11 protein-coding genes are annotated in these 13,695 nt (G+C 65.1%); 6 read left to right on the forward strand and 5 right to left on the reverse strand.

The annotated features are described in order from the left end of the window. Positions 1-17: 17 nt before the first annotated feature. The 3 genes from ASF32_RS07855 to ASF32_RS07865 are packed head-to-tail and all read left to right on the forward strand — an operon-like array spanning position 18 to position 2,890. The gene (locus tag ASF32_RS07855) at positions 18-1,511 is read left to right on the forward strand and encodes a PAS domain-containing protein (RefSeq protein ID WP_056426235.1); all 1,494 of its coding nucleotides are present in this window, start codon (positions 18-20) and stop codon (positions 1,509-1,511) included. A 58-nt stretch (positions 1,512-1,569) separates the two neighbouring features. Further along, positions 1,570-2,175 (forward strand): sulfite oxidase-like oxidoreductase, encoded by a 606-nt coding sequence (locus ASF32_RS07860; RefSeq protein WP_056426004.1) that lies wholly within the window; start codon positions 1,570-1,572, stop codon positions 2,173-2,175. Next, positions 2,168-2,890 (forward strand): FAD-binding oxidoreductase, encoded by a 723-nt coding sequence (locus ASF32_RS07865; protein WP_056426006.1) that lies wholly within the window; start codon positions 2,168-2,170, stop codon positions 2,888-2,890. The genes ASF32_RS07860 and ASF32_RS07865 overlap by 8 nt, the downstream gene beginning before the upstream one ends. 649 nt (positions 2,891-3,539) lie before the next feature. Here ASF32_RS07865 and ASF32_RS07870 read toward each other — a convergent pair. The 3 genes from ASF32_RS07870 to ASF32_RS26825 form a co-directional block, all read right to left on the reverse strand. Then, positions 3,540-4,634, reverse strand: a complete 1,095-nt coding sequence (locus tag ASF32_RS07870; RefSeq protein WP_056426010.1) for an NAD(P)/FAD-dependent oxidoreductase — start codon at positions 4,632-4,634, stop codon at positions 3,540-3,542. 145 nt (positions 4,635-4,779) lie between these two features. Then, the gene (locus ASF32_RS07875) at positions 4,780-6,117 is read right to left on the reverse strand and encodes an acyltransferase (protein WP_156467726.1); all 1,338 of its coding nucleotides are present in this window, start codon (positions 6,115-6,117) and stop codon (positions 4,780-4,782) included. Positions 6,118-6,575: 458 nt separating this feature from the next. Next, the gene (locus tag ASF32_RS26825; RefSeq protein ID WP_280136548.1) at positions 6,576-6,704 is read right to left on the reverse strand and encodes a hypothetical protein; all 129 of its coding nucleotides are present in this window, start codon (positions 6,702-6,704) and stop codon (positions 6,576-6,578) included. Positions 6,705-6,783: 79 nt separating this feature from the next. Here ASF32_RS26825 and ASF32_RS07880 point away from each other — a divergent pair, with 79 nt between their 5' ends. Together ASF32_RS07880 and ASF32_RS07885 are read left to right on the forward strand one after the other, a co-directional pair. Next, a complete protein-coding gene (locus ASF32_RS07880) occupies positions 6,784-8,799 on the forward strand; it encodes a right-handed parallel beta-helix repeat-containing protein (protein WP_162239894.1) in 2,016 nt (671 codons plus the stop codon). Positions 8,800-9,234: 435 nt separating this feature from the next. Further along, a complete protein-coding gene (locus ASF32_RS07885; RefSeq protein WP_056426018.1) occupies positions 9,235-10,950 on the forward strand; it encodes a DEAD/DEAH box helicase in 1,716 nt (571 codons plus the stop codon). Positions 10,951-11,212: 262 nt separating this feature from the next. Here ASF32_RS07885 and ASF32_RS07890 read toward each other — a convergent pair whose 3' ends face one another. Both ASF32_RS07890 and ASF32_RS07895 read right to left on the reverse strand, forming a co-directional pair. Then, positions 11,213-11,920 (reverse strand): hypothetical protein, encoded by a 708-nt coding sequence (locus ASF32_RS07890; RefSeq protein ID WP_244483607.1) that lies wholly within the window; start codon positions 11,918-11,920, stop codon positions 11,213-11,215. Positions 11,921-12,053: 133 nt separating this feature from the next. Beyond that, a complete protein-coding gene (locus tag ASF32_RS07895; RefSeq protein ID WP_056426021.1) occupies positions 12,054-12,617 on the reverse strand; it encodes a DUF308 domain-containing protein in 564 nt (187 codons plus the stop codon). 164 nt (positions 12,618-12,781) lie between these two features. On the opposite strand from ASF32_RS07895, the gene ASF32_RS07900 reads away from it, so the two are divergent. Continuing rightward, positions 12,782-13,657: an AraC family transcriptional regulator gene (locus ASF32_RS07900; RefSeq protein WP_056426023.1), complete on the forward strand. Its 876-nt coding sequence runs from the start codon at positions 12,782-12,784 to the stop codon at positions 13,655-13,657. Positions 13,658-13,695 lie beyond the last annotated feature (38 nt).

A 13,695-nucleotide genomic window follows, 5' to 3' on the forward strand; every position in this document is an offset into this window, starting at 1 on the left:
ATCCTGGGCGCCGTATCGTGATCCGGTTTTCCGAACAGGAGCGGATCGCCTCGGAGATCGCCCGCACCGTCGACGGACCGGACCCTTTCGCCGCGGCCCTCCGGGCCACGCGGATGCCGATGGTCATCGCCGACCCGAACCTGCCGGACATCCCCATCGTTTTCGTGAATGCCGCTTTCGAGCGCGCCACCGGCTACTCCCGCGACGAGATCCTCGGCCGGAACTGCCGGTTCCTTCAGGGCCCGAAGACCGATCCGGCGGCCGTTGCCCGCATTCGCGACGCCATCGACAGAGCCGTTCCGATCGAGATCGACCTGCTCAACCATCGCAAGAACGGAGAGGTCTTCTGGAACCGCCTCCTCATCGCGCCGGTCTTCGATTCGCAACGCAAGGTCGCGTATTTCTTCGCCTCCCAATACGACGTGACTTTGGAGAAGGACCGTCTGGTCCGGTTGCAGAACGACCACGACGCGCTGGAGGCCGAGGTGGAGCGCCGCACCGTCGCGCTTCGCCGCAGCGAGACGAATCTGCGCTTCGCGCTCACTGCCGGCCAGATCGGCTCATGGAGCCTCGATCTCGTCGCGATGACGTTGGAGACGTCCGACCACTTCCGGGCGAATTTCGGCCGGGATCCCGATGAGCCGTTCAGCTACCGCGAGATGAGCGCCGCGATCCATCCCGGCGACCGCGAACGGATGAAAGCGCAGATGCGCCGATCCATCGAGCAGAACATCGATTACGATATCGAGTACCGGGTCGTCACGCCGTCCGGTGACCTGCGCTGGGTCCATATCCGCGGGCAGACCGTCTACCGTCCCGATGGAACGCCCGTCAGCATGGCCGGAGTCTCCCTCGACATCACCGCGCGCAAGCACGCGGAAGAGCATCGCTCGCTCCTCGCCGGCGAATTGACCCATCGGGTGAAGAACACCCTCACCCTGATCCAGTCGATCATCCGCCAGACCCTGCGAACCGCCCCCAGCCTGGAGGAGGCGGGCCGGTCTCTCGAAGCCCGGGTGGTGTCGCTTGCCGCGGCGAACGATGTGCTGACCGAGGAGGCCTGGGACAGCGCCTCCATCGCCGACATCGCCGAACGCGCCCTCGCCCCGTTCCAGAGCAAGGGGCGGGAGCGCGTGCATGTCGAGGGCGGCGAGATCAGGCTGCCGCCGCGCGGTGCCCTGGCGCTCGCCATGGCACTGCACGAACTCGCCACCAACGCGGTGAAATACGGGGCCTTGTCCAACGATACCGGCCTGATCCGGCTGTCCTGGAGCCTCCTCGACGACACGGCCTCCTTTTCCTTCCGCGTTCTCTGGCAGGAGACAGGCGGTCCTCCGGTGGCCGTGCCGACACGAAAGGGGTTCGGATCGCGGCTGATCGAGCGGGCTCTGGCACAGGAGATCGACGGCACGGCGAAGATCTCGTACCGGCCGGAGGGTATTCTCTTCGTGGCCGAAGGCATCCTGCCGGGACATCCGCAGGATGAGGGCGAGTCTCCGGGCTCCGCTTGACCCGCTGGTTCTGAAGCTCGAAGGAAGTCGCACGGCAAGCGCGACGACGGAGACGAGCATGGCCACACGCGGTTTCACGGGACGACGGCCACCGGAGGCGACGCAGGAGCGGCTTCCGCCGGGCCAGTATCTTGAACAGGACTTTCCCGTCCTGCAGATCGGTCCGAACCCGCGCATCGACATGGACAGCTGGAGCTTCACCCTGCGTGAGGGCTCGCGGCCCATCAAGAGCTGGAATTGGGACGAGTTCTCCGCCCTGCCCCGGACCTCCTGGCGCGGCGACATCCACTGCGTGACGAAATGGTCGAAGTTCGACACCGGCTGGGAGGGCGTCAGCATCGACGACATCCTCGCGGCGGCGGGGATCTCGGCACCGACGGAATACCTGCTCGCCGAAGGCTACGACGATTACACCACCAACGTGCCGGTCGCCGATCTTGCCGGCCCCAAGGCCATGGTGGCGACCCATTACGAGGGGCAGCCGATCGAGCCCGACCATGGCGGCCCGGCCCGGCTCCTCGTGCCGCACCTGTATTTCTGGAAGAGCGCCAAATGGGTGAAGGGCCTGCGCTTCACCAAGAAGGACGAGGGCGGCTTCTGGGAACTGCGCGGCTATCACATGTACGGCGATCCCTGGCGTGAGCAGCGCTTCACCGGTGATTGAGCCCGCCGCGCGGCCCCTCCCCTGGCAACAAGCCACCCTCCTCGCCATCAAGCCGGTGACGCGGCGGGTGAAGAGCTACCGGTTCCGGACCGCTTTCGACCGGCCGATGCTGGCCGGACAGCATGTGGACGTGCGCCTGACGGCTCCCGACGGCTACCAGGCCCAGCGCAGCTACTCCATCGCCTCGGCGCCGGGCACGGACGGCACGATCGAACTGATGATCGAGGGCCTGCCCGAAGGCGAAGTCTCGGGCTTCTTCGATTCCGTGGCGGAGATCGGCGACACGATCGAGCTGCGCGGCCCCATCGGCGGCTCGTTCGTCTGGCGCCCGGAGGATGGCGGCCCCCTCCTCCTCGTCGGCGGCGGGTCCGGCGTGGTGCCGCTGCTGGCGATGCTGCGCCACCGCGCGGCGGCGGCGCCTCAGGTGCCCGCCCTGCTGCTCTACTCGGTGCGAGAGGCGGATGAAGCGATCGCCGCGGAGGAACTGGCTGTCCGCGCCCGTGACGAGGCGCATTTCGACCTGATGCTCAATCTGACGCGCGCCGGTGGCCGCCGGATCGACGGGGCGATGATCGGCGAAGCGTTAGGCAAGCTCGGGGCTCCGCGCCACGTCTATATCTGCGGCGGAAACGCCTTCGTCGGCAACGCGGCGGACCTGCTCCTCGATGTCGGATTGGAACCGGGACGCATCAGGACCGAACGTTTCGGCGGCTGAGCGGACAGGCAAACGCTGGCGGGCCGGGGAGGCGCCTTAAGCCCAGTGACGCGCCCACAATGCCACGCCCCCGCCGACGGCGAGGGCCAGGAGCGGGGTCACCACAAAGGCGACGAATTGGATCTCGGTCATGGCTTGAGGCCTCTCAGGACCATGCGCGCTAGGGCGTGAAGCCGGACGCTGCATCTCAGGACGATTGCGCGCCCAGCAGAAGTGTCAACGGGCCGACGCTCCGACCTCAGGCCTACGATAGTCACACATCTCACAGGAGACGCGGGTCCCCTCTCCTGGAAGGAGAGGGACAGGGTGAGGTGTGTGAGCTTTCCGGAGATGGACCACACCTCACCCCAGCCCTCTCCTTCCAGGCAGGGCGATCGCATATGCCGATTTGCCTGTCAGAAACCCGCTGGCACCACCCCATCATCCCGGGTCCGCGCAGCGGAGCCCGGGATCCAGAAACACAAGTGGTGCCGGACTTTACACTGTCGGCGGCTCTGGATTCCAGGCTCGCCTGTGGCGACCTGGAATGACGGCGTGGTGCCATATACGATCGCCCTCTCCTTCCAGGAGAGGGAGCACGTCGCGCTTCGGGTTGAACCCTCTCGGATGAAGGAAAAGCCAGCGGGGAGATGTGGGAATCCGGCAGCCCTCACGGCTCGGCCCCGACCAGCCGATCCGCCACCTCCTCGGCCAGCGACAGGCTCGATGTGAGGCCGGGGCTCTCGATTCCGAACAGGTGGACGAGGTGCGGCAGGCCGTGCTCGGCCGGCCCGTCGATGAGGAAATCCGCCGCCGCCTCGCCCCGTCCGGTGAGTTTAGGGCGGATACCGGCGTAATCCGGCGTCAGCGCATGCTTAGGCAGTCCCGGCCAATAGCGCCGGATGGCATGGGCGAAGATTTCGGTGCGGGCCGGATCGACCGCGTAGTCCGGCGCGTCAACCCACTCCACATCCGGCCCGAAGCGCATCCGACCGGCGAGGTCGAGGGTGAGATGGATGCCGAGCCCGCCTTCCATAGGCGCGGGATAGATCAGCCGCGAGAAGGCCGGACGGCCGAGGCACCCGAAATAGCTGCCCTTGGCGAGGACCTGCCTCGGGATGCGCTCGCCCGGATAGGGCTCGACCGCCCGCGCCACGGCCTGCGCGCCGAGGCCGGCGGCATTGACGACGGCGTCGAAGGACAAGTCCTCGCCACAGACCTCCACTTGCCAGCCCCCGGACTCGCGCCGGATCGCGCCGACCTGACTATGGAAGGCGATGGCCCCGCCGGCATCCTCGATATCCCCCTGCAGGGCGAGCATCAGGCCGTGGCTGTCGACGATGCCGGTCTCGGGCGAATGCAATGCGGCAACGCAGGCGAGGTTCGGCTCCAGGGCGCGGGCCTCCCGGCCCTCGATGAAGGCGAGGCCCTCGACGCCATTGGCCCGGCCGCGTTCGGCGATTCCCTCCAAGGCGGCCCGCTCGGGCTCGGAGGTGGCGACGATGAGCTTGCCCGGACGCGCATGGGGCACGCCGTGGCTCCGGCAGAACTCGTAGAGCATCCGGCGGCCACGCGTGCAGTGACGCGCCCGCAAGGAGCCCGCGGGATAGTACATGCCGCCATGGATGACTTCGGAACTGCGCGACGACACGCCGGTCCCGATGGCCCCTTCGGCCTCGGCGACGATGACGGAATGCCCGCGCCGGCCGAGGGCCCGCGCCACCGCGAGGCCGACGATTCCTGCGCCGATGACGAGCACGTCCATCTAAGGTTCCTGCCTGAGAGTCTTCTTTGGCCCCATGCACCAGGGCCTCCCTTAGCAGGTCCCGGGTCACGACGGGGATGGGGCTTCTCGAAAGGCCCCAGCCGGCCGTTCGAATCACCGACCATTCAGGTCCGCCGACCCGATGCTACGGCCGGGCGGGAGATCGACGCCAGAAGCCAGTGAACACATCCCTGACGCTTTGGGTCAGAGGGATTTCGATCTGACGATGCACGATCCAGGCAAGAATTCCGGCGAGCGCCATCGCACTAACGAATGCGGCCAACCTCAAATAGAGGCTCTGTGGATCGAAAATTTTGAAGACAATCTTCTCGCAGAGTTGATAGGACAGGAAATGCGTCAGGTATAGCGCGTAGCTGCTGTTGCCCTGCTTTATGGCAAAGTCGGTTTTCGAGACGGCGCCCTTGGTTTCCAGCAAGATCGCGGCGAGGACGAGTGAAGCTGCCGGCAGACCAAGGCCGATAAAGCGGGGAACGGTCGGCCAAAGAAATTCCGCCGCCAATAAAAGACCGAAACTGGCGAGGCCCAAGGTGCCGATCATCGGGACGTTGAAAAGGCTAGGTAAGATCGCGACGTGTCGCGCGATGTAATAGATCCATATGCCTACAACGAACTCGAGTATGATCGGGTCCGTATAAAACCGGCCGGGCACATCCTCGGGGCGAAACATCGCTCCGAGGATCACGAGCGCGACCATGGTGAGGCTGAGACAAAGGTATCGATTTAATTCCGCCTGAATGTACAGGCTCAGACAAAAGAGGCAATAAAAGAAGATCTCGTAATTGAGCGTCCATCCGAGGAACAATACCGGCTGGATCAAACCGCTCGATTTCTCAAACGGAATGAACGCCAGCGACATGAGCAGCTGCGCCGGCCCGGCATCGACGCTGCGGAATAGAAAGGGCATCGATAGGGCCGTGAGAAAGACAGCGATTGTCATGAACCAGTATAGGGGAAGGACGCGAACCAGTCGTTTGACGATGAATTGACGTGGGCTCACGTTCCGGCCGTCGGTGGTGTAGGCCATCACGAACCCGCTTATCACAAAGAATATATCGACGCCCCAAGCCCCCATTGAATATTTCAGATCACCGAAAAGCAAGATTTGGCAGTGAAAGCCAACAACGAGATAGGCCGCGATCGCCCTCAATGTCTGAACATTGTATATCATCGGATCGTCTCCACTGAGATGATATGAACGATCGTTCGACGCTATCCAGGCGATTGCGTTTGACTGCTCCGATGGGAAGCGCACCGCCACCATCATCACTGCCGCGCGTTCTTCGAGAAAGTGCGCATCGGGGCTATCTCGGTCTTTAGCGAAGTAGCATCCGCCAATGCGGACGGCGGCAAAGCCCGCCGTCACTGGCATTCGCGGCCACTGCCACCTCGGCGAGATCCGCCACGCCACATAGCCGCCGCCATGGTCGCGATTGCGAAGGGCCGGGCTCAGGCGGTCGCGCACCAAGGGGTTCCGGGACCTCGGCGGAAGGGAAGCGGCATCCTGTGCGAGAGCCCCGTTTCCGTCCGGTAGTAATCATCCGCCACAATGCACGCACCGGCATACGACCCGCTTTTCAGGCGAGACCGGCGAACCTCGCGCCAATGATCGAAAATCATCCGTGACACATTTTGAACAAGATCTGCTCACTAAGATTTGTTGTGACAATAAAGAACTAGAATACTGAAGTGTACCGATCTGTACATTTGCCAATTGGCACAGAGGAAGTTCTTCTTAGTGCCGGCTGGTAATTCGTACGATCCGATTATTCGCTCATCAGTGCGACAATAATCTTGGGAATAGTGTCGGCAAACAACGCCGATGCTCATGGGGATCCGTGGCCAAAACAGCAGCGGATTGAGAGGGTCGGCATCAGGACCGGCCGCAGACACAACTGGAAATTGAATGCAGCATTCGCAACATCACGTCGCATCGTGCGACGACGCGCGTTCCGCCTCCGACACGGGCCTGGGGTCGAGCCCGATATCCGACGTCGTTTCGGGACTTGCCGACGGCAGCGTCTCAAGCACGGTTCCGGTCATCGACAGCACGGAACCCGCCTCCGACGTCCCTGTGGTGGTGGAGTCAGACGCCGGGGCGACATCCGCATCCAGCGCCAGCGCGGCTCCGTTGACACGCCACGATGGGACGATCGTCGCCAAGGAAGGCGATGTCATTCGCAACCTCGACATCTATGTCGATAGCGGTCCCGGCATCGATATAGACAACGTAAACAATGTGACGGTCGAGAACGTCCGCATCCATATCAATGGAAACGGCGGCACCGAGGAAGGCGCCGGCATCCGCATCATGCGGGGCAATAACGTCGATATTCAGAACGTGGAGGTCTTCAACGAAGGCGCACCCGAGACGGGCGCAGAGCGGACCCCGGACCATTACGGGATTTCGGCCTTCGAGGCCGAGGCTCTGAGCGTGACGAACGCGACGTTCCACGACACCTCGACGGGCGTCCTCGTGCAATACTCGCCGGGCGCCACACTCGAGGGCATCGAAGGCTACGATATGCGCGGGCCCTTCCCCCGCGGACAGCTCGTACAATTCGGCGAGTCGCCGGACAGCAGCCTCAACAACTTCTACGTCCACAACGATCCGAAGGTCGCTTGGACCGAGGACAACATCTCGGTTTACTACAGCGACAACGTCACCGTCTCGAACGGCGTGATCGACGGCAACAATTCGCCGAGCGGTCAGGGGGTCATCTTCGAGGGGTCGAACAACGGCACCGCCCGCAACATCGATACGATCCATATGGGCAACGGCGCGTTCGCGGATTACGGCCAGAACAACACCTTCGATTCCACACGCTCCTTCGACAACATCGCAGAGGACCAGGGACGGGGAAATCCTCTCTCGAACGCGCTGCTCTGGGGCGTGAACGAGAATACGGTGGTGACCAACTCCTCGTATCAGAATGCGGGAAATCCGGGCAACATCGTCTGGGGAGAGGGCAATATCGGTGCCGGCATCGACGTGGCCGAAGTGAACGGCCAGACGCCCATGGCCCATTACACGAACGCGTTCAGCGAAGGCTTCTCGGGTTCGGTACCCGAGGTCGACACTCCGGCTCCCATCCCCGAGGGGCCGGATGTGGTGGTGCCCGATATCGGAGCGACGCCCTCGCCCGAAGAACCCCCGGTCGTCGCGCAGCCCTCCGAGCCGGCACCCGTGGACGAGCCCCCGACCGAGGGCGGCAACGCTCCTCTCACGCGCCACGATGGAACGATCGTCGCCCAGGAAGGCGATGTCATTCGGGACATGGACATCTACGTCGATAGCGGTCCCGGCATCGACATCGATCGCGTGGACAATGTGACGGTCGAGAATGTCCGCATCCATTTCAATGGAAACGGCGGCACCGAGGAAGGCGCCGGCATCCGCGTCATGGATGGTGACAACGTCGATATCCAGAACGTGGAGGTCTTCAACGAGGGCGCACCCGAGACGGGCGCCGAACGGACCCCGGACCATTACGGGATCTCGGCCTTCGAAGCCGACGACCTGAGCGTAACGAACGCGACCTTCCACGACACCTCGACGGGCGTGCTCATCCAATACTCGCCGGGTGCGGAACTGGAGAACATCGAAGGCTACGATATGCGCGGGCCCTTCCCCCGCGGACAGCTCGTGCAAATGGGCCAGTCGCCGGACAGCAGCCTCAACAACTTCTACGTCCACAACGACCCGAACGTCGCTTGGACCGAGGACAACATCTCGGTTTATTACAGCGACAACGTCACCGTCTCGAACGGCGTGATCGACGGCAACAATTCGCCGAGCGGTCAGGGAGTCATCTTCGAGGGGTCGAACAACGGCACCGTCCGCAACGTCGATACGATCCATATGGGCAACGGCGCGTTCGCGGATTACGGCCAGAACAACACCTTCGACTTCACGCGCTCCTTCGACAACATCGCGTCGGATCAGGGACGGGGAGATCCTCTCTCGAACGCGCTGCTCTGGGGCGTGAACGAAAATACGGTGGTGACCAATTCCTCGTACCAAAATGCGGGAAATCCGGGCAACATCGTCTGGGGAGAGGGCAATATCGGCGCCAATATCGACGTGGCCGAAGTGAACGGCCAGACGCCCATGGCCCATTTGACCAACGAGTTTACTTGGAGCTGATCCGATCCGTGTCTTCGGACGGGCCCAGGCTTGTTCGACATGCATGATGAACGATGCTCGGTGTGAACGGGCACCGAGCATCTGATCTTACACAGCCGAACTCGAAACCAATGTGGGGTCCCGACGGGCAACCGTCGGGGCCCCCTTTCGTGTCGGACGTCGTTTTGGGCGATCCGCCTTCACCGATCGTGCCCGCATTGGCCGCGGTAAGGATTTGGATGGGAGGGTCCGCCCGGTGCCTTCGCCACGGGATGCACGCAAACCACGCTTGGAAGCATTGCAGCATGGGGCGTGGCGTCAGCGCCGCATTGCGGCTAGAAGCACACGCTCCGTAACCGAACGAGGCCGGACCCACGACCGGATGCAGCGACGTCGCCACTCAGGGTGACTCGAATCCGCAGGGTTTGCCTTGTCTGCCTGCAAGGCCTCTGCCCCGTGCCCTTTCCTACCCTGCCGGCCCCGCTCGTCCGAGCGCTCGAGGCCCGCAACTACGAAGACCCGACCCCCGTCCAGAGTGCCGTGATCGAGGCGGCGGCCCAGGGCCGCGACCTCCTCGTCTCGGCCCAGACCGGTTCCGGCAAGACCGTCGCCTATGGCCTCGCCTTCGCCGACACGCTCCTCGGCGATGCCGAGCGGCTCGATCCGCCCGGCCCGCCGCTGGCCCTCGTCATCGCCCCGACGCGCGAACTCGCGCTTCAGGTCCAGCGCGAGCTCGAATGGCTCTATGCCGAGACCGGAGCGCGCGTCATCGCCTGCGTCGGCGGCATGGACCCCCGCCGCGAGAGCCGGGCTCTCGCCGAGGGCGCCCATATCGTCGTCGGCACGCCGGGCCGCCTGCGCGACCATCTGGAGCGGCGTAACCTCGCCACCCAGAACCTGCGTGTCGCCGTCCTCGACGAGGCCGACGAGATGCTCGATCTCGGTTTCCGGGACGACCTCGAATTCATCCTCTCGGTGACCCCGAAGGAGCGGCGCACCCTGCTCTTCTCCGCGACCCTGCCGAAGGCGATCGCGAGTCTGGCCGAGCGCTACCAGAACGACGCCCTGCGCATCGCCGTGAAGGGCCAGGAGCGCGGCCATACCGACATCACCTACCGCGCCGTGCGGGTGGTGCCGCGCGAGATCGAGCACGTGGTGGTCAACACCCTGCGCTACACCGATGCGCCCACCGCCATCGTCTTCTGCAACACCCGCAACGCCGTCCGCCATCTCCAGGCGGTGCTCACCGAGCGCGGCTTCTCGGCCGTCGCCCTGTCGGGCGAGCTCGGCCAGGGCGAGCGCAACGCCGCGCTCCAGGCCCTGCGTGACGGCCGCGCCAAGGTCTGCGTCGCCACCGACGTCGCCGCACGCGGCATCGACCTGCCGACGGTGAGCCTCGTCATCCATGCCGACCTGCCCCACGATGCCGAGGTGCTGCAGCACCGGTCCGGCCGGACGGGGCGCGCGGGCCGCAAGGGCACCAGCGTGCTGCTGATCCCGGCCTCCAAGCGCCGCCGCGCCGAGCAGATGCTGGCCATCGCCAAGGTCAATGCCGAATGGGCCGCCCCGCCCACGGCCGACGAGATCCGCCGCCTCGACGGCGAGCGTATGTGGCAGGACCCGCTCTTCACCGAGACGCCCTCCGAGGAAGACCTCGCCATGGGCGAGGCGCTGCTCGCCCAGCGCACGCCGCAGGAACTGGCCGCCGCTCTCGCCAAGATCTACCGCGCCCGCCTGCCCGAGCCCGAGGACGTGACCGATCCGGGCGCCGGCCCCGAGCGCAAGGAGCGCAAGGTCTACGACCCCGCCGATTCGGCACGGATCGATGCGGAAGGCCCCTCGGTCTGGTTCCGGCTCAATCTCGGCCGTCGCGACAATGCCGACCCGCGTCGCCTCCTGCCGATGCTGACCCGTCGCGGCAATATCGGCCGCCAGGAGATCGGCGCCATCCGCATCTTCGACCGGGAGACCAAGTTCGAGATTCGTGGCGGCGCCGCCTCGCGCTTCGCCGCCACCTTCGCCAAGAACGGCTCGCCGGAAATCCAGGTCGAGGCGCTTCTCGGCGGCGAGCCCGAGCGTGAGGCCGAGGGCCCGAAGGGGTTCAAGAGCCCCCGCGCCGCCCGCCACGAACGCGAAGCCGGAAAGAAGCCGCCGCAGCGCCGTCCGCGCTGAAGGCTTCTTCTCTCCCTCCGTCCATGTGCGGCTACGGCATTCCCGCATGTCGCGGGATGCGCCGTCCTAACCCTCCTCCCCCTTGTGGGGAGGAGTTGGAGGTGGGGGTGGTTGGGTGACCCTCGACCGGCAGAGGCTAGCGGCGCCACCCCCACTCCTGACCTCTCCCCACAAGGGGGAGAGGGACGCCGTCTGCTTGTCAAAGCAGAGGTATGAAGCCAGCCACTCAAGGGGAAAGAGCAGTACCGGCAACACCGCTCCATCACTCGAACGACGCCGTAACGAACTGATCCATCTCGTTCGCGGGCCGGTAGGGCGCGCGGCGCAGGGTGACGGAGCGCTCGGTGAAATCCGGGTCGTCGTCCCGCAAGACCCGGACCTTGCCGTCCGGTGAGACCCTACTGAACGAGAAAAGGGAGACCGCGAGGTTGTCGAAGGCGGCTTCGGTGGAGCGGAATCGGCCGGGGGCACCGTTCGCCCGCTCGAACAGGCGCAGCACCTCCCGCGCATCGAGGGAGAAGATCCGTTCGTTCCGAAAATGCGTCTCGGCATGACGCGCTTCGACCGTCACGCCATCCAACCGGCCGTTGCGATATTCCAGAAGGATGGGCGTGCGGTCCTTCTCGAGGTTCTGCCGGTCCAGGCTCGCCAGATCGGTGGCGGCTCGCCTCATGGTGGAGATGTCGGCCGCCGACAGAGATGGTCCCAACGCGGCGATCAGTCCTTCGGTATCGGCCGCCGCATCCGCTCCTCGAATGAGCGGAGTCGGGGTGCCGTAGACCGGGACCGCCGCGGAGGCGACCTCCCCCGGCGTGAGACCGAAGACGAGACGGCCGATCCCGGCATGAGGCTCCACTCGCCAGTCGACGTTCATGACCGCTCCTTCCCGCTCCATCGGATGGGCGAGCGCAGCGGCGGCCGCCAGAAGACACGCCCAGAATGCCAAACGCCATGGCAGGATTCGCGTCATGTTCGGGTCGCCTCTTCTTCGACGATCGCGCCGTCACCTTCAGTTTCGATCCCGCACATCTGCAACACGGCATCGCGACCGTGATGCGAGGAGGCCGGACCATGGAACCCGGCCATGATTGCCGATCCCGACATCACGCTGTGCCCTCCACCGAGGCTTGCCGCGCCCGTGCCACCGCCAGCCACACGGCCGAGACGAGGAAATAGAAGGCGCCGAAGCCGGCGTAGGGTACGACGTCCATGATGCCGGGCGTTGCGACGTCGTTCGCCTTCGCAAGGAAAAAGAGGCCCGCGAGCGACGATTGCGCCCCGCTGAGAACCATCGCCCATTGGGCACCGCCGTTCCAGCGCCGGATGCCGGTGGCGAGCTGCGACATTCCGGAGAGGATGGCCCAGCAGCCGAACACCGCGAGGATCGCGTGGGGGCCGAGGCCGAGGGAGACGGCGACCGCGAGAGCGGTGACGGTGCTGATCGCGGCGTTGCCGATCTGGCTGGGATTGGCTCTCCATCCACCGCTGCGCTGCGCATCGACGAGATTGGCCCCTGCATCCCAGGCGGGATACGCCACGAGAAGGACCGCCGCGACCGGGGATACGCTTCGTCCGACGGTCACGGCTGCGGCGACCCAGGCGGCGGCAACGCCGGCACGGACGAAATAGTAGGATGTTAGCCATTGTGTCGACGCGGGAACTGGCATGTCGATGTCCTTCTCCTATGCCTGTCGCTCCGAGGATCGGCAAAGCAGCGCCAGCGCGCTGAAGGCCTTGCGGTATCCTCGGCTCTCGTGAGACCTTGCCCATCGCCACAGGGGGGAAACGTCTCCAAGGACCGCATGTATAATTTTTGGACCCCGCATCGGCCATGACGGTTCCGCCGAAAGACTTGACCGATCGTCCGGAGATCGTTTCCCCCGGCGCGGAGAACGCCGATCTCCTGTCGCAGGTGTTGGCGCAGATTCGGCTGAACGGTGACCGGGTCCAGGCCCGGACCGTTTCGCACGGCGAGCCGCTGAAACTGGACGTCGATGCGGCGCATGTTCTCGTCGTCGCCGCAGGTGCGCTTCAGGTCGGCGGAAGCCCCGGACAACCGCTCGTGCTCGACACCGGCGACCTCATGCTCCTGCCACGCGGCCCCGGGGCGGCGCGGCTGGTCGCATCACCCACGCCGGCGACGGTCATCGTCTGTCGGTTCTGGTTCGACCCGTACAGCCTTCGCGGCATGATCGCGGCCCTGCCGGACCTCATCCACATCCGACACGCCGAAGGGGCGGAATGGCTGGATGGCATGGTGCATTTCATGATGCGGGAGACGACCGACCCGCAGCCCGGCGCGGCCCTGATGATCTCGCGGATCATCGATCTGCTCGTGATTCGCACCCTGCGGACCTGGGTCCATCTCGGGCATTCGTCCGGCTGGCTAAGCGGTCTCTCCGATGCCCGCATCGCCCGCGTGCTCAAGGCCATGCACGAGCGGCCGATGCAGCCCTGGCGTATCGACGAATTGGCAGGCCTCGCCGGCATGTCCCGCTCGGGCTTCGCCGAGCGGTTCACCGAACTCGTGGGACGTTCGCCGCTGCGATACCAGAACGAGTGGCGGCTCAGCCTCGCGCGAGACATGCTGGCGAGGCGGGAGGCACGGGTCGGCGAGATCGGGCTGCGGGTCGGCTATACGTCGGAGGCCGCGTTCAGCCGCGCCTACAAGGCCCTGTTCGGGCACCCGCCACGGGACGAGATCTAGGTTCCGGACGGGCTATCAGGTCAACGGCCCCCGTCATC

It is taken from the genome of Methylobacterium sp. Leaf91 (genome assembly GCF_001422815.1).
In the GTDB taxonomy this organism is placed as follows: Bacteria; Pseudomonadota; Alphaproteobacteria; order Rhizobiales; family Beijerinckiaceae; genus Methylobacterium.